Source organism: Nioella ostreopsis (assembly GCF_004000255.1).
In the GTDB taxonomy this organism is placed as follows: domain Bacteria; phylum Pseudomonadota; class Alphaproteobacteria; order Rhodobacterales; family Rhodobacteraceae; genus Nioella; species Nioella ostreopsis.
This window is the reverse complement of sequence record NZ_RCIQ01000004.1, coordinates 1-19875: the sequence shown is the minus strand read 5'-3', so window position 1 is coordinate 19875 and position 19875 is coordinate 1. Positions and strand designations below refer to the sequence as shown.

15 protein-coding genes and 2 pseudogenes are annotated in these 19875 nt (G+C 59.6%); 9 read left to right on the top strand and 8 right to left on the bottom strand.

Annotated features, from left to right (window positions below):
- Positions 1 to 2: 2 nt before the first annotated feature.
- Positions 3 to 542, top strand: a complete 540-nt coding sequence (locus tag EP237_RS05505; RefSeq protein ID WP_127558944.1) for a GNAT family N-acetyltransferase — start codon at positions 3 to 5, stop codon at positions 540 to 542.
- 244 nt (positions 543 to 786) lie between these two features.
- On the top strand, positions 787 to 1818 hold the full coding sequence (locus EP237_RS05500) for a GlxA family transcriptional regulator (protein WP_127558942.1): 1032 nt from the start codon (positions 787 to 789) through the stop codon (positions 1816 to 1818).
- On the opposite strand, the gene EP237_RS05495 is transcribed toward EP237_RS05500, so the two are convergent.
- The 8 genes and pseudogenes from EP237_RS05495 to EP237_RS05460 form a co-directional block, all read right to left on the bottom strand.
- Positions 1796 to 2728 carry a 3-hydroxyacyl-CoA dehydrogenase NAD-binding domain-containing protein gene (locus EP237_RS05495; RefSeq protein WP_127558940.1) on the bottom strand — a complete coding sequence of 311 codons (933 nt, stop codon included), beginning with the start codon at positions 2726 to 2728 and terminating at the stop codon, positions 1796 to 1798. The two genes, EP237_RS05500 and EP237_RS05495, sit on opposite strands and share 23 nt — an antisense overlap.
- Positions 2728 to 3462: an SDR family NAD(P)-dependent oxidoreductase gene (locus EP237_RS05490; RefSeq protein WP_127558938.1), complete on the bottom strand. Its 735-nt coding sequence runs from the start codon at positions 3460 to 3462 to the stop codon at positions 2728 to 2730. Before EP237_RS05490 ends, EP237_RS05495 begins: the two co-directional genes overlap by 1 nt.
- Positions 3462 to 3716, bottom strand: coding sequence for a hypothetical protein (locus EP237_RS05485; RefSeq protein WP_127558936.1), 255 nt, complete (start codon positions 3714 to 3716; stop codon positions 3462 to 3464). The genes EP237_RS05490 and EP237_RS05485 overlap by 1 nt, the downstream gene beginning before the upstream one ends.
- 10 nt (positions 3717 to 3726) lie before the next feature.
- The gene (gene kce, locus EP237_RS05480) at positions 3727 to 4659 is read right to left on the bottom strand and encodes a 3,5-dioxohexanoate:acetyl-CoA acetone transferase (protein ID WP_127558935.1); all 933 of its coding nucleotides are present in this window, start codon (positions 4657 to 4659) and stop codon (positions 3727 to 3729) included.
- On the bottom strand, positions 4659 to 5453 hold the full coding sequence (locus EP237_RS05475; RefSeq protein WP_127558933.1) for an SDR family NAD(P)-dependent oxidoreductase: 795 nt from the start codon (positions 5451 to 5453) through the stop codon (positions 4659 to 4661). Before EP237_RS05475 ends, kce begins: the two co-directional genes overlap by 1 nt.
- A gap of 135 nt (positions 5454 to 5588) precedes the next feature.
- Positions 5589 to 6710, bottom strand: coding sequence for an aromatic ring-hydroxylating oxygenase subunit alpha (locus tag EP237_RS05470; protein ID WP_127558931.1), 1122 nt, complete (start codon positions 6708 to 6710; stop codon positions 5589 to 5591).
- 359 nt (positions 6711 to 7069) lie between these two features.
- Positions 7070 to 7999, bottom strand: a complete 930-nt coding sequence (locus EP237_RS05465) for a 4Fe-4S dicluster domain-containing protein (protein ID WP_240661522.1) — start codon at positions 7997 to 7999, stop codon at positions 7070 to 7072.
- A 174-nt stretch (positions 8000 to 8173) separates the two neighbouring features.
- A pseudogene (locus EP237_RS05460) lies at positions 8174 to 8443 on the bottom strand (integrase core domain-containing protein); the annotation flags it as partial.
- Positions 8444 to 8593: 150 nt separating this feature from the next.
- On the opposite strand from EP237_RS05460, the gene EP237_RS05455 reads away from it, so the two are divergent.
- From EP237_RS05455 to EP237_RS05425, 7 genes and pseudogenes are all read left to right on the top strand, one after another.
- Positions 8594 to 10186, top strand: a complete 1593-nt coding sequence (locus EP237_RS05455) for an alpha-amylase family glycosyl hydrolase (RefSeq protein WP_127558927.1) — start codon at positions 8594 to 8596, stop codon at positions 10184 to 10186.
- Between the two features lie 11 nt (positions 10187 to 10197).
- A complete protein-coding gene (glgB, locus tag EP237_RS05450; protein WP_240661520.1) occupies positions 10198 to 12390 on the top strand; it encodes a 1,4-alpha-glucan branching protein GlgB in 2193 nt (730 codons plus the stop codon).
- A 12-nt stretch (positions 12391 to 12402) separates the two neighbouring features.
- Positions 12403 to 13662 carry a glucose-1-phosphate adenylyltransferase gene (gene glgC / locus EP237_RS05445; RefSeq protein ID WP_127558923.1) on the top strand — a complete coding sequence of 420 codons (1260 nt, stop codon included), beginning with the start codon at positions 12403 to 12405 and terminating at the stop codon, positions 13660 to 13662.
- Positions 13659 to 15083, top strand: coding sequence for a glycogen synthase GlgA (gene glgA / locus EP237_RS05440; RefSeq protein WP_127558921.1), 1425 nt, complete (start codon positions 13659 to 13661; stop codon positions 15081 to 15083). Before glgC ends, glgA begins: the two co-directional genes overlap by 4 nt.
- The gene (gene glgX / locus EP237_RS05435) at positions 15080 to 17212 is read left to right on the top strand and encodes a glycogen debranching protein GlgX (protein WP_127558919.1); all 2133 of its coding nucleotides are present in this window, start codon (positions 15080 to 15082) and stop codon (positions 17210 to 17212) included. The genes glgA and glgX overlap by 4 nt, the downstream gene beginning before the upstream one ends.
- Positions 17209 to 18840, top strand: a complete 1632-nt coding sequence (locus EP237_RS05430; protein WP_127558917.1) for an alpha-D-glucose phosphate-specific phosphoglucomutase — start codon at positions 17209 to 17211, stop codon at positions 18838 to 18840. The genes glgX and EP237_RS05430 overlap by 4 nt, the downstream gene beginning before the upstream one ends.
- Before the next feature lie 91 nt (positions 18841 to 18931).
- Positions 18932 to 19778 (top strand): annotated as a pseudogene (locus tag EP237_RS05425) (IS5 family transposase); the annotation flags it as partial.
- Positions 19779 to 19875 lie beyond the last annotated feature (97 nt).

The window sequence follows — 19875 nt, the reverse complement described above, 5'->3', positions numbered from 1 at the left end:
ACATGGACTACTCAACCGATTACACCACCCACGCCGAGGCGATTGCGGACCTCTTCGCGGCGACGTTCGGCGACTCCGAAGGCGCAGAGGAAGGCGCACTGATCGGCGCCCTCACGCGCCGCCTGATCACGGAGACGCCCGCCGAGGACCTGCGTGTGTTCACCGCCTGGGAGGATGGCACATTCCTCGGCGGCATTATCTTCACGCGCCTCACCTACGAGAACGATCCGCGCATGGTCTTCATGATGTCCCCCGTGGCGGTGGCGACGGCGCATCAGGGCAAGGGCGTCGGGCAGCGGCTGATCGCCCACGGCCTCGACACGCTCCGGCAGGAGGGCGTGGACATCGCCGTGACCTATGGCGATCCGGCCTTCTATGGCCGCGTCGGGTTCGAACCCGTTACCGAGGCCGACTTGCCCGCGCCGCAACCACTGGGCCAGCCGCAGGGCTGGATCGCGCAATCCCTGACCAAGGCGCCGCTGACGCCGCTCAGCGGCCCCGCGCGCTGCGTCGCCGCCTTCGACGACCCCGCGCTCTGGTAGGCCGATGGTCCGCGACTGCTCCGCCTTCCTGCCGGGCGCCGCACCCGCGCGACGCCCAAGGCGATGGTGATGCCGAACTCCGGTGGCAGCCATCCCTCCTATCCGCTTGTAATGCGTCCAAAGCACCACAAGGCTGCTTGTTGTCGCTGGCAAGCCATCGGTTTTGAGCCTCCAGAACGTGCCAAACAAGCGAATGCGACGCAATCGGTTTGACAATCTTGGACCAAACTTTACAAAATTGGCCATGGTGGGAGCAGTTAATCAAACGTTGGGCATCCTTGTTCTGGTGAGTCCGCATTTCAACGTTTCGGCAACGACATCTTTCATCGACCCCTTTAGAGTTGCGAACTACCTGTCGGGATCTGTGCGGTTTTTCTGGACCTATGTTTCGGAGGCCGGTGGTCACATCGAATCCAGCAGTGGCCTGGTCGTGGATACGGTTCCATTGGCAGAGGTGGTCAGGGTCAAGCCTTGGCTCGTTCTCGTAAGTACAAGCTGGACGCCTGAACGCCACGGAACGCGCCAGTTCAAGGCGGCTCTTCACAACTGGGATGCAGGCGGTGCACTTGTTGGCGGGTTGGACACGGGCGCAATTGTGCTCGCGCGGGCTGGGTTGCTAAGGGGAAAAACTGCGACGGTCCATTATGAGCACATCGATGCCTTCGCCGAGATTGCCCCAGACACGACGGTATCTGAAAACATGTTTGTAACCGATGGCAGGATCTTCACCTGTTGTGGAGGATCTGCGGCAACCGATCTCGGCCTCAGATTTGTCCATTCCGTCGCTGGCGAAAACATCGCGAACGCCTCTGCGCGATACCTGTTTCACCATGATGTGCGTGGGGAAGGGCAGTCACAAAACCCCAAGGATGTGGAGCCGCTTGGGTATGTCACATCTGGCGTTGTCCGGGATGCGATCGACCTCATGGAGGCGCATCTGGAGGCCACGTTGTCGATTCCCGCGATTTCGCAACGCTTAGGCGTTTCGCAGCGGCAACTGGGCCGATTGTTCCGGCAGTATGTCCAAAAATCACCAGTCGAATACTACCGAGACATCCGGCTTGATCGTGCGCGTGGTCTGGTGACACAGACAGAGCTGAAATTCAGCGAGATTGCAGAGGCGTCGGGGTTCAACGGCCAGGCGCATTTCAGCCGCGCTTATCGCAACCGGTTCGGCCTGACGCCCACTGCTGATCGCATTGAAGGGCGCGTGCCGTTCGAGTTTCGCGCCTGGCCGATGTTCAAGCCCGACTTCAAGTCCGTAGGTGTCTCGTAGCCTTCTGCAAAGCTGTGAGCATCTGATCGCGCCGCGCTGACAGTTCCTCGGTGCTTTGCCCTTGCGCATGCGCTGTTATGCCATCGACCAGTTTCTTGATCACATCATCGTCCAGGCGCGGATCACCCAGATCGTCCCACCAGCCGTTGAACGTGTCCTTGAAGTGATCACAGAAAGCCTGCAGACCGCCTGCGCCCGCGCCCAGGTGAAAAAGCGTGGTCGGCCCCATTGCGGCCCAGCGCAATCCCGGCCCGGCCCACATCGCCTTGTCTATGTCTTCGACGCTGGCCACACCTTCAACGGCCATATGAACGGCCTCACGCCAAACGGCGGCCTGCAACCGGTTGGCTACATGCCCCGGCATGCCTTTCTTTATGCGGATCGTGACTTTCCCGATCTCATCGTAGAACGCTTCTGCGCGGTCCAGAATGTCTGGTCCGGTGGCCTTGTTCGCGGTCAGTTCCACCAGCGGGATCAGATGCGGCGGGTTGAACGGGTGACCCAGAATCAGCGGTGCGGGATCGCGCCACCCGTCCTGGAGCGCTTCGAGCGTCAGACCCGATGTCGAGCTGGAGACGATTGCGTCAGCAGCCAGCGCGGGCTCAATCTCCGCATAGAGTGCATGCTTGATGGGCAACCTTTCGGGCACGTTTTCCTGAATGAATTGCGCGTCCCTGACGGCCTCGGCAGCAGTCGACACAAAGGTGATGGCGTCAGGTGTCGCGTGGTCGGTCAGCCCCAGTTCTTCCAAGGCTGGCCACGCGTTTTCAATGCAGGACCGAACGGCGTTTTCGGCAGTTTCGTCAGGATCAAAGACAGTTACGGCCCGGCCCGAGGCGAGGAACAATGCGGCCCAGCTTGCCCCGATCACGCCGGCCCCAAGAACGGCAGTTCTTTCAATCCGCAACATCAGAACAACCCCGGATTAAGAGGAGAGGCCGCTGTCATGCCGCCGTCAACAGTGAACAATTGGCCCGTCGCAAACGAGGCTTCGTCAGAGGCCAACCACAAAGCGATCGCCGCAATGTCAGCAGGTTTGCCAAAGCGTTTGACCGCGTGCCGCGCCAATGCGTCGGCCTTCGCTTTCTGAGGGTCCTGGGCAAGCTCGAACCCTGCATCCAGCATGCTGGTTTCAATCCAGCCCGGACAGATCGCATTGCAGCGAATTGCCGGTCCGTGATCCACAGCGATGGACCTGGTGAGCCCGTGCACAAAAGCCTTTGACGCATTGTAGAGAGCCATTGACGGGTCCGCGACATTGCCCGAGATCGAGCCGATGTTGATGATGGAACCACCCTCCTGCATTTGCGGAATGAGTGCACGGCAGACGTTGAAAACGCCCTTTGCATTCACGCCCATGACCAAATCCCAATCCGCGTCAGTGCTGTCCACAACGGTTTTTTCAACCTGAACGCCAGCATTGTTTACGACGATGTCCAAAACGCCCAGCTCTTGCGCGACTTCAAGAACGGCGGCGGCATCAGACACATCCAAGGAAATCCAATTTGATCCCAGGCCATCCGGTTTTGGCCCCCGACCACAGGTCACGACTTCCGCACCCTCGGTCTCGAAGGTCTCAACAATAGCGCGGCCAATGCCCTGCCTGCCGCCTGTGACGAACGCACGTTTGCCAGCCAACCGCATCAGTGCGTGCCCATCACATGGCGCGTGACGGTATGAGCGTCCGAGGCGTAGATCGACATATCACACCCAATGCCAGCGCTCTTCATCGCGGCCCCAGGCATTTCAGCTGCGGCAACGCCATGCGTGTTCACCCAGGGAATGCCATTACGCAACTTCAAAGACATCCGCATCGCGCGAATGGCTGGGTTCACGACAGAGATCGGCGCGCCGCCCCCTTTCAGCATTTCTCCATTGATCGACATGCTTGTCTGCATGTGCTCCTCCCTAAAACCCAACCTGATCGCCACCTTTCAGCTGGAGGCGTTCGCGCGCCTCGGCCGGTGTTGCAACTGTCAGGCCAAGATTCTCTATGATTGTGCGAATGCGGGTCACTTGTTCGGCATTCGATTTGGCCAGTTCGCCCTTGCCGATGAAGAGACTGTCTTCGAGCCCGACACGCAGATTGCCACCGCGCATCACGCTTTGTGTTGCAAAAGGCATCTGATGTCGTCCTGCTGCCAGTACGGACCATTCATAGTTTTCGGCGCCAAAAAGCTTGTCCGCCGTATTGTGCATATGGGTCAGGTGATCAGGGTCGGCACCAACGCCCCCCAGGATGCCAAAGACCATCTGGATGAAGAATGGCGGCTTGATAAGCCCCTGATCCACAAACCATTTGACGTTGTAGAGATGGCCCAGGTCATAGCATTCAAACTCAAACTTGGTGCCATGATCGCCGCCCAGTTTCTCAATTGCATATCGAATGGTCTTGAACGTGTTGGGAAAAATGAAGTCTTCCGTCATTTCAAGGAATGGACGTTCCCAGTCATGCTGAAATTCGGTGTATTTCTGAAGCATCGGGAAGATGCCAAAGTTCATGCTGCCCATGTTGAGCGAAGCCATCTCCGGGCTCGTCGACGTCGCGGCCAGAAGGCGTTCATCCATCGACATGCCCAATCCGCCGCCGGTTGAGACATTTATCACGGCATCAGTGGACTGTTTGATCACGGGCAGAAATTGCTGAAACAATGCGGGCCTGGGATCCGGCTTGCCGGTCTCGGGATGTCGCGCATGCAGATGGATGATCGACGCGCCAGCCTCTGCCGCTTCAATGCTGGCTGCTGCGATTTCGACAGGTGTGATCGGCAGGTGGGGCGACATTGACGGCGTGTGAATTCCGCCCGTTGGCGCGCAGGTGATGATGACTGACTTGGGCATCACAGTTTCATCTGTTGCACTTGCGCAGACAGCCCCCCGTCCAAAACCCAAAGCTGACCAGAGGCATAGCGCGCCTCGTCGCTGGCCAGCCAGTTGACCAGATTGGCAATGTCCGTTGGCGTCCCGTAGGTGCGCATCGGGTGCACATCCCGGACAGCTTGTTGAAGCGTTTCGATGTTGCCACCGCCGCCGCCAGACCCGTCACCGTTGAAGAAGCTTTGCAGCATCGGCGTATCGATATAGCCGGGACAGACCGCATTGACGCGGATGCCCTCGGGGCCGTGATCACAGGCCATTGCACGGGTCAGCGCATGCACGGCCCCCTTGGTTGCACAATAGGCAGCAAGGCCGGGATCTGCGATGAACCCGTCGTAGGACCCAAAGTTGATCAGGCTTGCGCTGCTGCCGGATTTCGCGGCCTCGCGCATCAAGGGAATGGCGTATTTCGAGGTCAGAAACGTACCCGTGCAATTCACCGCAAAGCTTTGGTTCCATTCCTCCAGCGTGGTGTCTTCGACCGTCTTTTCAATCTCGATCCCGGCAGCGTTCACCAAGATATCAAGCTTGCCATGCGCGTTGCGGACCTGATCCATCACTGCGATCGCGTCTGCTTCCTGCGTGACGTCGAGTTTCACGAAAAGGCTGCCGTCATCGTCATGCCTGTCCAGTGACCCTTCGGGCGTCAGGTCGGCGGCGTAAACCGTCGCGCCTTCTTTGAGGAAACGCGCGACAATCGCACGTCCGATCCCACCGCGTGCCCCTGTGACAAGGGCGACTTTTCCGTTAAGCATCATGGCCTTGGTCCTTCAATGAGGAATATCGGAAGCTTTTGGCCTCTAGCGGCCAAGCCATACTCATGATGACCGGACAGGCGCCCTTGTCGTGCGGGGCCAATCGGTCGCACATGATCACACGGATTTTTGGCCGCATCACGCTGCACCCTTGGCATAGGCATCCAGCACCAGCCCATGAAAGTGATGCACTGCATGTTCGGATTTGCCCGAGCCATCCGGGTCGTTGACGATCCGGCCTTGGGTGAAGGCCGGTGTGCTCATCCCGCGCTGCACGGATTCGACGAGACTGATGTCTTCAACCTGCAGCACCTCATCCAGATAGCGTATGGCATCCAGCTCCATCGCGTCGGGCTCTGACGTTTCGAGGAAAAAGTCATAGGTCTCCAACGTCCGGTCCGGCCCGACGGGGATGATATTGAGCACGATCATGCTGGACCGACCCGGATAACGCATCAAGCAGGTCGTCGGATAAAGCCACCAAACCGCATGGGTTCTGACCGTGGCGTTCGACACGTCATATGCGGCATTGGGGCTGTTTCCCGCATCGGCCATGTGACTGGAATAGATGCCATAGGTCGTGACCTTGTACGTCTCCATATCCACAAGATCGCAGAAATCCTTATGGGCCGTCGGGCAGTGATAACACTCTAGAAAGTTATCAACGACGTTCTTCCAGTTTGATTTGATGTCATAGGTCAATCGGTGCCCGAAGGTGAGTTGATCAACATCCGGTGCCCAATGGCGCACTTCCGTTTCCAGGTTGCCAGACTGCTGAGCCAAAGCGGGGGCCTTCGGGTCCAGATTGACGAAGACAAACCCGCAGAACTCTTCGACCTGCACCGCGTCGAGGCAGATCTCATCCGTGCGAAAATCTTCAAGGTTCTCCGTGTGGGGGGCGCGGACCAATTGCCCGTCAAGCTTGTAGACCCAAGCATGATAAGGGCACATTATCCGGCTGGTGGAGCCTTCACCCGTCAGCAACTCATGCGCACGGTGTTTGCAGACATTGTAAAAGGCACGAAGCACGCCCTCTTTGTCGCGCACAACGGCTATGGGCTGTCCGGCGATTTCGACGGTCACGTAGGACCCCGGCTCGCGTGTTTTTTCCACATGGCACACCCATTGCCACGTTCTCGAAATGATGGATTTCAGGTCAGCGTCAAACCACTTCTCTTCCGTGTAGGCCTCCGCTCGTAGCGAACTGGAACGCGAAGGGTTGGGGTCATAGCCCAGAGAGATCGAATCAGAACGTGTCATGTGGTGCCTCCCAAAGTCGGGACAGAGTAGTCCACCTGCGAAGCTGAGTTATGCAAAAATGGTCAGCGCTTTGATGTTTTTGGGTGGGATGCGATCCACTGCAATCAGGTTCGAGATATCATGTCCCTATGCGGATCTGGGTGTCACTTGTGGATTCGGAGTGCTCGTTCGTTCGAACCGCGGCATCAGGCAATCTGGGCTCGTCCATCACCTTCGCGGCGTTTGTAGGGGTGACGGGTCTGAGATGTGGCGACATTCGCTGCACGGTACATGACCTGGTAAGATGCGGGACGAGGTGAGTGTTCGCTTTGGGGGGGCGCAAAAGCCCGCTTTCAGGACGCGACTCCAGTGACGACCGATCAATCAGCGGCCGAGCGTTCTGCCCGGCGTGCCAGCTTTGCCGCAAGGTTGACGCCAACACCCGGTCTTGACCAGGGGCAAACGGCGATACAGATCGCGCAGCCGTGGGTCTGGTTGAAGAACGGCAGGCACCTGTCGAAATCGACGTACCATTTTCGGACGCCGCGCACGACTTGTTTCTCGGCAGACAGCGCTTCTGGTGGGCAGGCATCTTCGCAAATTCGACAGTTTTGGCAAAAGTCGTCCACACCATGCGACCGGGTAGGTGTTACTGCAAACGGAGCATCCGTAAGCACCGCCGAGAGCCTGAATGAGGCTCCGAACTCCGGGTTGATGATCGAGCCGTGCTTGCCAAGTTCCCCGAAGCCGCAGGCAAGCGCGGGCGGGATCATCGTCAAGGATCCGGTCATGGGTCCGGTGACCGCCTCCGCTTCCCAGCCTTGGGTTCTGATCCAACCGGCCACGATCTTCGCCGCTCTGGCCGCACGGATGTATTGATCAACGACCTGCAGTCCAGCTTCGACCTCGGGAGCCTTTGCGATTGCATCATAGTTGTGGTGTACGCCAAGCATGATCACGCGGGATTGGGCGATGTGATATCCTTCAAATACCCATTCGGGCTTCATCTCCGCGACACCAGTCATGTCGCAGACATGTGACGCGACGAACTGATCGAGTTCGCCGGTCCACTCCACCGGGGTCGCCTGTCGCTTCTGTTCGGCCAGCGGCGGCAAAGGCGCCTCGGCAATTTCCATCCGTTGCGCCCGTTTTTCGCCGAACTCAGGCACCTTCGCGGATTGCTGGTAGAAATAGCCCTGCATTTCGCCGTGCGGAATCTCGCTCGGATCAGGCGCCCAATACACCATTCGCGGACGCCGAGGGGTCGGATCATTCAATCCGTTGATCTCGTTTCCACTGATCGCCGGCATCCTTGCGACTTGGGCGGGATCGGGTGTGAAGGGGCGATACTTGCTCTGACGGGGCATCCTCAAACTATAAGCGCAGAAAGGCGCCACCGCATAGCTTATTCAGGCTTGTATTCCGCACCTGATACATGGGTCTCGATGGCAGCAGGGTATCCGACATGGGCCCAGTATCCTCGGTTAGGTGTTCAGTCCCGGCATCTGGTGGATCGGATTGACGATGAATCTGTCCGACTCTGGAGTCCAGACCTTGCAGACATAGTCGTATGGCGTGAGGCCGCTGAGGGTCTTCAGCCTGCGGGCGAAATTGTAGGCTGCCATGAAGTCCTCGAGGTGCGTCCGAAGTTGATCGTGGCTGTCGTAGTGGAAGCGTTTGCCGGTGGCGTCCTTGATCGTGCGGTTCATGCTTTCAACCTGGCCGTTGGTCCTAGGGTGGGTCGGCTTGGTTATCCATCATCATTTCGACAATTGATGCAGGCCGGGCACAGCTTGCCCTTCCTACACGTTTCATGGGTTGAATCGGTTGAAGTGATGCGGCTCGGGACCTAGAACGGGTGGAAATGTTAGGGCTAACATTCTTTGTTTGGAAGGGCTTTGTGAATGACGAGCAAGCAGGACTGGTGGCGCGGGTCGGTGACCTATCAGATTTATCCAAGGTCCTTCATGGACTCCGACGGCGATGGGATCGGCGATCTCAAGGGCATCACGGAACGCCTTGATCATATTGCTGCGCTCGGCGTCGATGCAATCTGGCTCAGCCCCGTCTTTCCCTCTCCGATGGCGGATATGGGATATGATGTCTCGGATTATTGCGGCATCGATCCGACCTTCGGTACGATGGACGATTTCGACGCGATGCTGGACAGGGCCCATGCGCTCGGTCTCAAGGTGATCATCGACCAGGTCCTGAGCCACGCATCAGATCAGCACCCCTTTTTCGTTGAGAGCCGGCAGAGCCGCGACAACCCGAAGGCCGACTGGTTCGTTTGGGCGGATCCCAAGCCTGACGGGACGCCGCCCAACAACTGGCTGGCGATCTTCGGGGGGGCGTCCTGGGAATGGGACGCGCGGCGGCGGCAGTACTATTTTCACAACTTCCTGCGGGAACAGCCTGACTGGAACTTTCACAATCCTGAAGTGCAGGATTACCTGCTGGACTGCGTCCGCTTCTGGCTCGATCGGGGGGTGGACGGCTTCCGGCTCGATACCGTGAATTTCTACGTGCATGACAAGATGCTGCGCGACAATGCCGCCAATCCGCTTCCCTGGGCGCAGCAGGCCGTGCGACCGTTCGAGATGCAGTACACGCTGTTTTCCAAGAACCAGCCCGAGAACATCGCGTTCCTGGAAAGGCTGCGCGCGCTTCTGGATGAATATGACGAGCGCACAATGGTGGGCGAGGTGGGCGACAGCCACCATTCGATCGACCTGATGGGGGAATACACCTCTGGTTCCAAGCGCCTGCACATGGCCTATAGTTTCGAGTTGCTTGGGCCCGATTTCTCACCCGGGCATTTTCGCAGCCGGATCGAAGCCTTTTTCAAGGGCGCGCCCGATGGTTGGCCGTGTTGGGCCTTTTCCAACCATGACGTTCCGCGCCATGTTGGGCGCTGGCTCGACCACTCGGAAGATCAGGACGAACTGGCCAAGCAGGCGGCAGCGCTGCTGCTGAGCTTCGAGGGCTCGATCTGCATTTATCAGGGCGAAGAGCTTGGGCAGGTCGATACGGTGCTGACCTTCGAGGAACTGACCGACCCCGAGGGCATCAACTTCTGGCCTGAGAAAACCGGGCGAGACGGCTGTCGAACCCCGATGGTGTGGGACAGGGATGCGCCGAATGGCGGGTTTTCCAAGGCAAATCGCACATGGTTGCCGATAAAGCCGCCGCAACAAGCGCGCGCGGTCTCGACCCAAGGCGAAAACAGCGTGCTGGCTTTCTACAAGGAGATGCTGGCCCTGCGCCGGGCCGAAGCGGACCTGCGGGACGGCAAAACAGTGTTTCTCGATTTCCCCGAACCGGTGCTAGGGTTTCGCAGAGGGGACGACATGGTCTGTATCTACAATCTCTCTGCCACGCCGATTTCGGTGGAATTGCCGATCGACATTCGTTCCGTCCTGGATCAGGCAGCCGCAATCGAGGGCAGGGCTTTGCACCTGGGCGCCAACGGGTTTGTCATTGGTCGGGTGTCTTGATGGTGGGCAAGATGGACAGCTCCCGGTCACCTGCGATGCCGCCCCATATGATTCGGGCGGATGTGGAGGCGTTGCTGTGCGCGCGCCATGACCGCCCCTTCGATGTATTGGGGGTTCACAAGACCGGGCGCAAAGCCTGGTGCGTCGCGCTGCTTCCGGATGCAACGGAAGTGACGGCGACGGTCGGGCGCAAGACAGTGCCGCTCTTGCGGTTGCAGGGGCCGATTTTTGCGGCGCAGGTGCCGAATTCCAAATTCGCGCATCGCCTGACAGCCACCTATGCCGACGGCAATATCTGGAGCTTTGAAGATCCCTACAGGTTCGGGGAGGTCCTGCGGGACATGGATCAATACCTCATCGGCGAAGGCACGCACCGGCAGCTTTGGCACGCGCTTGGTGCGCATGTGACCGAGCTTGATGGCGTGGCGGGTACGCATTTTGCGGTCTGGGCTCCGAATGCGGTGCGCGTATCCGTCGTGGGGGATTTCAACGTCTGGGATGGGCGGCGTCACCCGATGCGCCGGGTCGGTGTCACGGGAGTGTGGGAGATCTTCCTGCCCGGGCTCGGCGATGGTGATCTCTACAAGTATGAAATCGCTCCAAGCGTGGGGGCTCCGTTCCTGAAGTCTGATCCGGTTGGCTTCGGGGCACAGCATCCGCCCGAGACATCGTCCGTCGTGCGCGATATTTCCAGCTACGCCTGGGAGGATGACGCCTGGATGGCGAACCGCCAACAGGCACAGCAGCGCGACAAGCCGATTTCGGTCTACGAGGTGCATCTTGGATCGTGGCGACGGGCAGAAGGCAACCGCAAGCTCAGCTACCGGGAACTCGCCAAGGAGCTTGTTGACTATGCCAAGTGGATGGGGTTCACGCATCTCGAATTCCTGCCGATCAGCGAGTTCCCGTTCGATGGGTCCTGGGGCTACCAGCCGATCGGCATGTATGCCCCCACCATCCGCTTTGGACCGCCCGACGACTTCCGCGCACTGGTCGAGGCGGCGCACAAGGCTGGTCTCGGCGTAATCCTCGATTGGGTGCCGGGGCATTTTCCGTCTGACACCCACGGATTAGCGACGTTCGACGGCACGCATCTTTATGAGCATGCGGACCCGCGTGAGGGCTTTCATCAGGACTGGAACACGCTGATCTACAATTACGGGCGCAACGAGGTAAAAAACTACCTGACCGCCAATGCGCTCTTCTGGTTCGAGGAATATCACGTGGACGGGCTGCGCGTGGATGCGGTGGCCTCGATGCTTTACCGTGACTATTCACGTGCCCATGATGCCTGGATTCCGAACCGGGATGGGGGGCGCGAAAACTACGAAGCGATTGATTTTCTGAAAGAGATGAACACCGTCTGCTACGGGCAGGTCGATGGGATCATGACGGTTGCCGAGGAATCCACCGCCTTTCCCGGCGTATCGACACCGGTCGATGCGGGCGGGCTTGGCTTTGGGTTCAAGTGGAACATGGGGTGGATGAACGACACCTTGCGCTACATCGAAAAGGACCCGATCCACCGCAAATATGATCACCACCTGATAACATTCCCGATCGATTATTCGTTCTCGGAAAACTTTGTGCTGCCGATCAGCCATGACGAGGTCGTGCATGGCAAGGGCTCGATGATCGCGAAGATGCCCGGCAACGAGTGGGAGAAATTCGCCAACCTGCGCGCCTATTACGGCTTCATGTGGGGGCATCCCGGCAAGAAGCTGCTGTTCATGGGCTGCGAATTTGCGCAGTGGTCGGAGTGGAACCATGACGAGTCCCTGGACTGGGACGCGCTGCACGGGCCTCTTCAACAGGGCATTCAGGCGCTGGTACGCGATCTTAACCATCTCTACCGCGATACCCCCGCTTTGCACCGACGCGATTGCGACCCGAGCGGGTTTCGCTGGATCGCCAATGACCCGGACCTGTCGCTGACTGCGTTCGCCCGGTTCGGCGATGACGGCGATGCGCCTTGCGTCGTGGTGTGCAATTACACCCCGGTCGAGCGTCACTGGCGTATCGGGGTGCCCGCGCCGGGAGCTTGGGAAGAGGTCCTGAACACGGATTCCGCGGCCTATGGCGGAGGTGACAGAACCAATGGCGGCACGATCCACAGCCGGGAGGGCGATTGGGACGGGCTGCCGCAAAGCGTCGAAATCAGGGTTCCGCCGCTGGCGGCGCTCATTCTTCGGCATCAGAAATAGGGAGGGTAGGACATGGTGGACGTTACGAGACTATCGCAAAGATCCATGGCGTTCGTGCTGGCCGGGGGTCGCGGGTCGCGTCTCAAGGAGCTTACGGACCGGAGGGTCAAACCGGCGGTCTATTTCGGCGGCAAAACCCGGATCATTGATTTCGCGCTGTCCAACGCGGTCAATTCGGGCATCCGGCGCATGGCGGTTGCGACGCAGTACAAGGCCCACTCACTGATCCGCCACTGTCAGCGCGGCTGGAACTTTTTTCGCGCTGAACGCAACGAGTTCATTGATATCTTGCCCGCGTCGCAGCGTGTGTCAGAAGACATGTGGTATCGCGGAACGGCAGACGCGGTCACGCAGAACATTGATATCGTGGACAGTTACGGCATCGAATACATCGTGATCCTTGCGGGTGACCACATCTACAAGATGGATTACGAAATCATGCTGCGCCAGCATGTCGAGGCCGGGGCTGACGTAACTGTCGGCTGTCTGACAGTCCTGCGCGAAGATGCGAGTGCCTTCGGCGTGATGGCCGTCGATACCGAAAGCCGTATCACGTCGTTTCTGGAAAAACCCGCCGATCCGCCGGGCACACCCGAGGACCCGACCAAGGCGCTGGCCTCGATGGGCATCTACGTCTTCAACTGGGCCTTCCTGCGCGAATTGCTGCTGAAGGACGCGGCGGATCCCAATTCTTCCCACGATTTCGGAAATGACCTGATCCCGGAGATCGTAAAGAACGGCAAGGCTATCGCGCACCGCTTTGACGACAGCTGCGTCCGCGCGGATGGCGCGCCGAGCTACTGGCGCGACGTCGGAACGATCGACGCCTTCTGGGAGGCGAATATCGACCTTACCGATTTCGTCCCCGAGTTGGATCTGTGGGATCAAACATGGCCGATATGGACCTATTCAGAAAGCGTTCCGCCAGCCAAGTTCATCCATGACGAGAAGGATCGGCGCGGGGTGGCGATTTCGTCGATGGTTTCGGGGGGCTGCATCATTTCCGGAACCGAAGTGCGCAATTCGCTCCTGTTCACCGGGGTTCACACGAATTCCTACGCGGTGCTCGACCATTCCGTGGTGCTGCCCGACGTGATCATCAACCGCTCTGCACGATTGCGGAAATGCGTGATCGACCGTGGCGTGGAAATTCCGAAAGGGCTGGTCGTTGGCGAGGATCCGGTGGAAGATGCCAAGTTCTTTCGGGTGTCGGAAAAGGGCACGACGCTTATCACGAAGCCGATGGTTGAAAGGTGGCTGGACGCGCAATGATCAAGGTTCTCTCTGTCGCTTCGGAATGCGCGCCCCTTGTCAAAACAGGGGGGCTCGCCGACGTGGCAGGGGCGCTACCTGGCGCTCTGGGCGGGCACGGGGTCGAGATGCGCAGTTTGCTGCCCGGTTACCCGGCGGTGATGGCCGCGCTTGAGAATGCGCAGACCGTGGCAGAGGTGGAAAACTGCTTCGGTGGGGATGCTCGCCTGTTGTCAGGGACGACTGCGGGTCTCGATCTTCTGGTTCTGGATGCGCCGCATCTCTACGATCGGGCCGGCAGCATCTACCTCGAGCCCGATGGCCGTGACTGGCCGGACAACGCCGAACGCTTCGCGGCCCTGTGTATGGTCGGTGCCGATGTCGCGGCCGGTCGCCTGGGTGATTGGCAGCCTGACCTTGTGCATTGCCATGACTGGCAGGCGGGGCTTTTGCCGTACTACCTCAAGCGCGACGGGGTGCCGGTTCCAAGCGTTCTGACGATCCACAACGTTGCGTTCCAGGGTCTCACGCCAATGACGCAGGCGGGAAAGCTGGGGATCGCGGCGGGCGATCTGACCTCCGAACGGGCGGAATATTGGGGACAGATCTCGACCCTGAAACTGGGGCTGGTCTGTGCCGACAAGCTGACCACGGTGTCACCCACCTATGCCCAGGAACTGATGACGCCAGAGTTCGGCATGGGCCTGGACGGTGTGCTACGGGCCCGGCGCGATGACCTGAGCGGAATCCTGAACGGCATCGACCTCGAGGTCTGGTCTCCCGAAAATGACGACCTGATCCAGACCTACAAGACGCCGCGTGGCAAAGGTGCAAACCGCGCTGCCCTGCAATCGGAGCTGGGGCTGCCACAGGCCAAGGGTCCGCTTTGCGTTGTCGTGTCACGGCTGACCGAGCAGAAGGGGCTGGACGTTCTGCTTGAAGCACTGCCGGTCCTATTGGCCCGTGGCGGGCAACTTGCCTTGCTGGGGTCAGGCGACCCGGCACTGGAAGCCGCGTTTCAACAGATCGATGATCCCAATGTCGCTGTGCGCATCGGCTATGACGAGGCGCTGTCACATCGCATGATCGCGGGGGGTGACGCGATCCTGGTCCCCTCACGGTTTGAACCCTGCGGGCTGACCCAGCTTTACGGGCTGCGCTATGGCACGATTCCGGTGGTGGCGTTGACCGGAGGTCTCGCGGACACGGTCATTCCCGTATCGCCCGCGACGATGGCACGGCAGGTGGCGACCGGCGTGCAGTTCCATCCGGTGAACGCCGACGCACTCTCGCATGCGTTGACGCAGCTCTGCGATCTGTACGAGACCCCCAAGCTGTGGTCGAAGGTTCAGCGGAACGCGATGGCGCATCCCGTTGGCTGGGACCCGTCGGCGTCCGCTTATGCCGCGCTTTACACTGAGCTTCTTGAGGCCGCCGAATGACCCATTTTCAACTGAGTGCGGGGCGACCAAACCCGCTCGGGGCGACTTTCGATGGCGAGGGGGTCAACTTCGCTGTCTTTTCTCAACACGCAACCCGCGTGACACTGTGCCTGTGTGACGAAAAAGGGCGTGAAACCTACCTCATCGATCTGGCTGAGCGTGAAGGCCATATCTGGCACGGCTACATTTCAGGCCTGCGGCCCGGGCAGCAATATGGCTACCGCGCTCATGGCCCGTATGCGCCGGACGAGGGGCATCGCTTCAACCCGCACAAGTTCCTGCTTGATCCCTATGCAAAGCGGATTGCGGGCCACCCGGTCTGGAACGATGCGCTCTATGGCTACGAGATCGGCCATGTCGACGAGGATATGAGCTTTGACACCCGAGACAGTGCCCCTTACATGCCGCGCTCGGTCGTCGTGGACCCGTCCTTTACCTGGGGTCGTGGCGAACGCCTTCGGCTCGATACACCGTGGAACGAAACGATCCTCTACGAAGCGCATGTCAAGGGCCTGACAGCTCAGCGCGTGGACATCGAGCACGCCGGGCGGTTCCTTGGCATGGCATCGGGACAGATGCTGGATCATCTCACCGACCTGGGCGTGACCGCAATCGAGCTGCTGCCGGTGCAGGCATCGGTTGACGACCGGTTTCTCGTGGATAAGGGGCTGCGAAACTACTGGGGCTATATGACCTACGGGTTCTTCGCACCGGAGCCGCGCTATCTGAGCAATCAGGACATCTCGGAATTTCAGCAGATGGTCGCACGATTTCACTCAGCCGGAATCGAGGTGATCCTCGATGTTGTCTACAATCACACGGCCGAGGGCGACCAACGTGGTCCCACCCTCAGCTTTCGCGGCTTGGACAACGCGAGCTATTACCGGCTGACCGACAACATGCGGTTCTACGTCAATGACACCGGATGCGGGAACGCGCTGGATCTCGATCATCCCTTCGTGCTGCGCATGGTGATGGACAGCCTTCGGTATTGGGTCGAGGTGATGCATGTCGACGGCTTCCGCTTCGACCTTGCATCGACGCTTGCACGCACCTCTGGCGGGTTTGACCGGGACGGGCCGTTCTGCCGAGCCATCCGACAGGACCCGGTGTTGAACAAGGTCAAGATGATTGCCGAGCCCTGGGATGTCGGCCCCGGCGGTTACCAACTGGGCGCTTTCCCGTCGCCCTTTACCGAGTGGAACGACAAGTACCGCGACAATGTGCGGAAGTACTGGCGCGGGGATGCCAGCATAACCCGAAAACTGGCCGGAAACATCACAGGTTCGGCCCTGCGCTTCGATCATGATGGACGCCCGGCTACATCGTCGATCAACTTCATCACGTCCCATGACGGTTTCACGCTGATGGATACGGTCAGCTACAATCACAAGCACAACGAGCCCAATGGCGAGGACGGCGGGGACGGGCACGATCACAACTTTTCTGACAATTGCGGTCATGAAGGGCCGACAGACGATCCAGCCATTCTCGCCCTGAGGGCTCAGAGGCGGCGCAATATGTTCGCCACGCTGATGCTGAGCCAAGGCACCCCGATGATCCTGGCAGGCGATGAGCTCGGCAATTCCCAGATGGGCAACAACAACGCCTATTGCCAGGACAATGAAGTCGGCTGGGTCAACTGGGACGAAGCCGACCCGGATTTCCTCGCCTTCTGCCGCCTGCTGATCGCCTTTCGCAAGGCGAGCCCGATCCTGCGCCAGAAACGGTTCCTGCATGCGCGCAAGCGCGCCGTGGATGGTAAACCGGATGTCTTCTGGCGCCGTGCAGACGGTGCGGCCGTGACAGAAGACGACTGGTGCCAGCCTGACCTAAAGTTTCTCGGGGTCGAAATGCGCATGGCGCGCGGCACACCGGCTTATGAGCCTCGTCTTGGTGCGATCTTCCTGATGTTCAACGCAGGTGGAAAAACAACGGCGTTTCTGCCTGAAACCCTGCCGGGACATCGCTGGCAACGCGTGATCGACACGTCCGGGCAAAGCGCAGCGGCACCACGCCATGGCAAGGTGGATGTCGCCGAGAACAGCGTCGTGGCGTTTGAACTGCGTCCGGTTTCGGGCAGGCCAATCGTGGGCGAAGCCAAGCAAGCAAGAAAGGCCATGATATGACCGTTCAGACGATTGCGACGACACCGATCGCTGATCAGAAACCAGGCACCAGCGGCCTGCGCAAGAAGACGCGCGTCTTCATGCAGCCAGCGTACCTGCAGAACTACGTTCAGGCGATTTTCGATGGGATCGGCGGTGTCGCCGGCAAGACTCTCGTGATCGGGGGGGACGGGCGCTACTATAACGATAGTGCCATCGGGATCATCCTGCGCATGGCGGCAGCCAACGGGGTGGCAAGATGCATCGTGGGACAGCATGGTCTGCTGTCGACGCCGGCTGCCTCGCACCTGATCCGCAAACGTTGCGCCGATGGCGGGCTGATCCTGTCGGCCAGCCACAATCCCGGCGGCGTGGATGCGGATTTCGGTCTGAAATACAACGGCCCCAATGGTGGCCCCGCGACGGAAGCTGTAACCGCGCAGATCTTTGCCCGAACCCTAGACATAGCCTCCTATCGCATCCTTGGTGCCGAGCCCGGTTCTCTCGCTGACCTCGGAGAGAGCCGTCTTGGCGAAATGGCCGTCGAGATTGTCGATCCGGTGGCAGATTACGCGATGCTGATGGAGGAGCTGTTCGACTTCGACGCAATTTCCGGCCTGTTCAACGGCGGCTTCCGTATGTGCTTCGATGCCATGCATGCGGTCACTGGCCCCTATGCGCGCGAGATCCTGGAGCACAGGCTCGGGGCCCCAGCCGGAACCGTCATCAACGGCATCCCAAGCCCTGATTTCGGCGGTGGTCACCCGGACCCGAACCCGGTCTGGGCCAAGACACTGATGGACATCATGCATGGTCCGAACGCGCCCGATTTCGGCGCTGCCTCGGATGGTGACGGTGACCGGAACATGATCGTCGGGGCGCATTGCTATGTCAGCCCCTCCGACAGTCTTGCTCTATTGACCGATCTCGCGCATCTGGCACCGGGCTATTCCGGAGGTCTGGCTGGTGTCGCCCGGTCCATGCCCACCTCCTCCGCAGCGGATCGGGTGGCCGAGGCCAAGGGCATCGCGCATTTCGAAACGCCGACCGGCTGGAAGTTCTTCGGCAACCTGCTCGATGCAGGCAAGGTCACGATCTGCGGCGAGGAAAGCGCTGGCACCGGATCCGACCATGTGCGGGAAAAGGATGGGCTATGGGCGGTTCTTTTATGGCTCAACATCCTGGCCGCAACCGGAAAGTCCGTGGCACAGCTAATGGCAGAGCATTGGGAGCGATACGGGCGGAACTACTATTCGCGCCATGACTACGAATCCGTGGACATCACCGTGGCCAACGCTCTGATCGACAATCTGCGAACCCGCCTGAAACGGCTGCCGGGTCAGGTTTTTGCCGGCGTGACGATCTCGGGTGCAGACGAGTTCTCCTATGACGATCCCGTGGATGGCTCGATATCGACAGGGCAGGGGATCCGTATCTATTTCGAAGGCGGCGGCCGTGCCGTATTCCGCCTGTCTGGAACCGGAACAGAGGGGGCAACCCTACGCGTCTACCTCGAACGGCTGGAAACCGATCCGGTTGCGCTTGCACAGGACCCACAAGTGGCGCTGGCCTCGATCATCGCTGCGGCCGATACCGTCGCGGAGATAGCGAACAGGACCGGTAGAACCACACCAGACGTGATCACCTGAACTGAGCAGGCGGTATCCAACTGATTTCTGGTTGACATGGCTTTTTGCACACATCCCTCTCGGGATTCACGTCATGAATCCAGCATGATAGCTGGAAGGCTTAAGCAGTTGGGCCCCTACGAAGGACAAGACCGGGAACTGGCCTTCGTACAACACAGCGCTGAAGCAACGCGGATCGCTTTCGATTTGGTTTGATCTGGAGATGACCTGGACGCCGCCGCCAACGGGCAAGCGTGGGCGACAGCAGGAGTTCAGCGATGCGGCGATCCAGGCCTGCCTGACGGCTGCCCGGCAGGGCATTGCAACGCAATGTCCCGAGAGGGGATGAAGCTTCTGTTTGGTATGCCGCTCCGGCAGACCACGGGTTTCGTCGAGAGCTTGCTGCGGTTGGTCGGTTTGAACTGGACAGTGCCGGATTTCAGCACCCGATGCCGCCGCCAGAGAACGCTGAACGTGAGCCTGCCGTATCGTGGCGGAACCGGCCCGCTGAACCTCTTGATTGATAGCACCGGCATCAAATCTGAGGGTGAAGGCGAATGGAACGCCCGCAAGTCCCCTCACACATGCAAGGCATGTGGTGCCGAGCAACGGCGGCTCCATGCGGCGCATTTGGCGCAAGATTCACATATGGATCGAAGAGGAAACGTTGGAGATGCGGGCATTTGGAGTCACGACCAGCACTGTAGGCGATGCTCCCATGCTACTCGAGTTGCTGAACCAAGTTCCGCCTGATCAGAACATCGGTTTGGTCACAGCCGATGGCGCCTATGACACGCGCAAATGCCATGACGCGTTTGCCGCCTGTGGCGCTCATGCCGTCATCCCATTCCGAAAAAAATGTAAAGCCATGGAAGCCGACGAGCGCCAGGGCCATCGCCAGAAACGAAGCAGTCAATGCATCGCGACACCTGGTTCGCGCCTTGCGGCGACCCTTCTCAGCAGCATCCTGCGGATGCGTCTACCGAGCAATGGATGAAGCGGATACCACTGCCGGATCCGCGGCGAGGCCTCTAGGCTCTGGACTTCGGTAACGGG

Bases quoted from the DNA above. Each gene is read 5' to 3' on its own strand.
- EP237_RS05505 (WP_127558944.1), top strand. From the start codon at position 3: ATGGACTACTCAACCGATTACACCACCCACGCCGAGGCGATTGCGGAC.
- EP237_RS05500 (WP_127558942.1), top strand. From the start codon at position 787: ATGGTGGGAGCAGTTAATCAAACGTTGGGCATCCTTGTTCTGGTGAGT.
- EP237_RS05495 (WP_127558940.1), bottom strand. From the start codon at position 2,728: ATGTTGCGGATTGAAAGAACTGCCGTTCTTGGGGCCGGCGTGATCGGG.
- EP237_RS05490 (WP_127558938.1), bottom strand. From the start codon at position 3,462: ATGCGGTTGGCTGGCAAACGTGCGTTCGTCACAGGCGGCAGGCAGGGC.
- EP237_RS05485 (WP_127558936.1), bottom strand. From the start codon at position 3,716: ATGCAGACAAGCATGTCGATCAATGGAGAAATGCTGAAAGGGGGCGGC.
- kce (WP_127558935.1), bottom strand. From the start codon at position 4,659: ATGCCCAAGTCAGTCATCATCACCTGCGCGCCAACGGGCGGAATTCAC.
- EP237_RS05475 (WP_127558933.1), bottom strand. From the start codon at position 5,453: ATGATGCTTAACGGAAAAGTCGCCCTTGTCACAGGGGCACGCGGTGGG.
- EP237_RS05470 (WP_127558931.1), bottom strand. From the start codon at position 6,710: ATGACACGTTCTGATTCGATCTCTCTGGGCTATGACCCCAACCCTTCG.
- EP237_RS05465 (WP_240661522.1), bottom strand. From the start codon at position 7,999: ATGCCGGCGATCAGTGGAAACGAGATCAACGGATTGAATGATCCGACC.
- EP237_RS05455 (WP_127558927.1), top strand. From the start codon at position 8,594: ATGACGAGCAAGCAGGACTGGTGGCGCGGGTCGGTGACCTATCAGATT.
- glgB (WP_240661520.1), top strand. From the start codon at position 10,198: ATGGACAGCTCCCGGTCACCTGCGATGCCGCCCCATATGATTCGGGCG.
- glgC (WP_127558923.1), top strand. From the start codon at position 12,403: ATGGTGGACGTTACGAGACTATCGCAAAGATCCATGGCGTTCGTGCTG.
- glgA (WP_127558921.1), top strand. From the start codon at position 13,659: ATGATCAAGGTTCTCTCTGTCGCTTCGGAATGCGCGCCCCTTGTCAAA.
- glgX (WP_127558919.1), top strand. From the start codon at position 15,080: ATGACCCATTTTCAACTGAGTGCGGGGCGACCAAACCCGCTCGGGGCG.
- EP237_RS05430 (WP_127558917.1), top strand. From the start codon at position 17,209: ATGACCGTTCAGACGATTGCGACGACACCGATCGCTGATCAGAAACCA.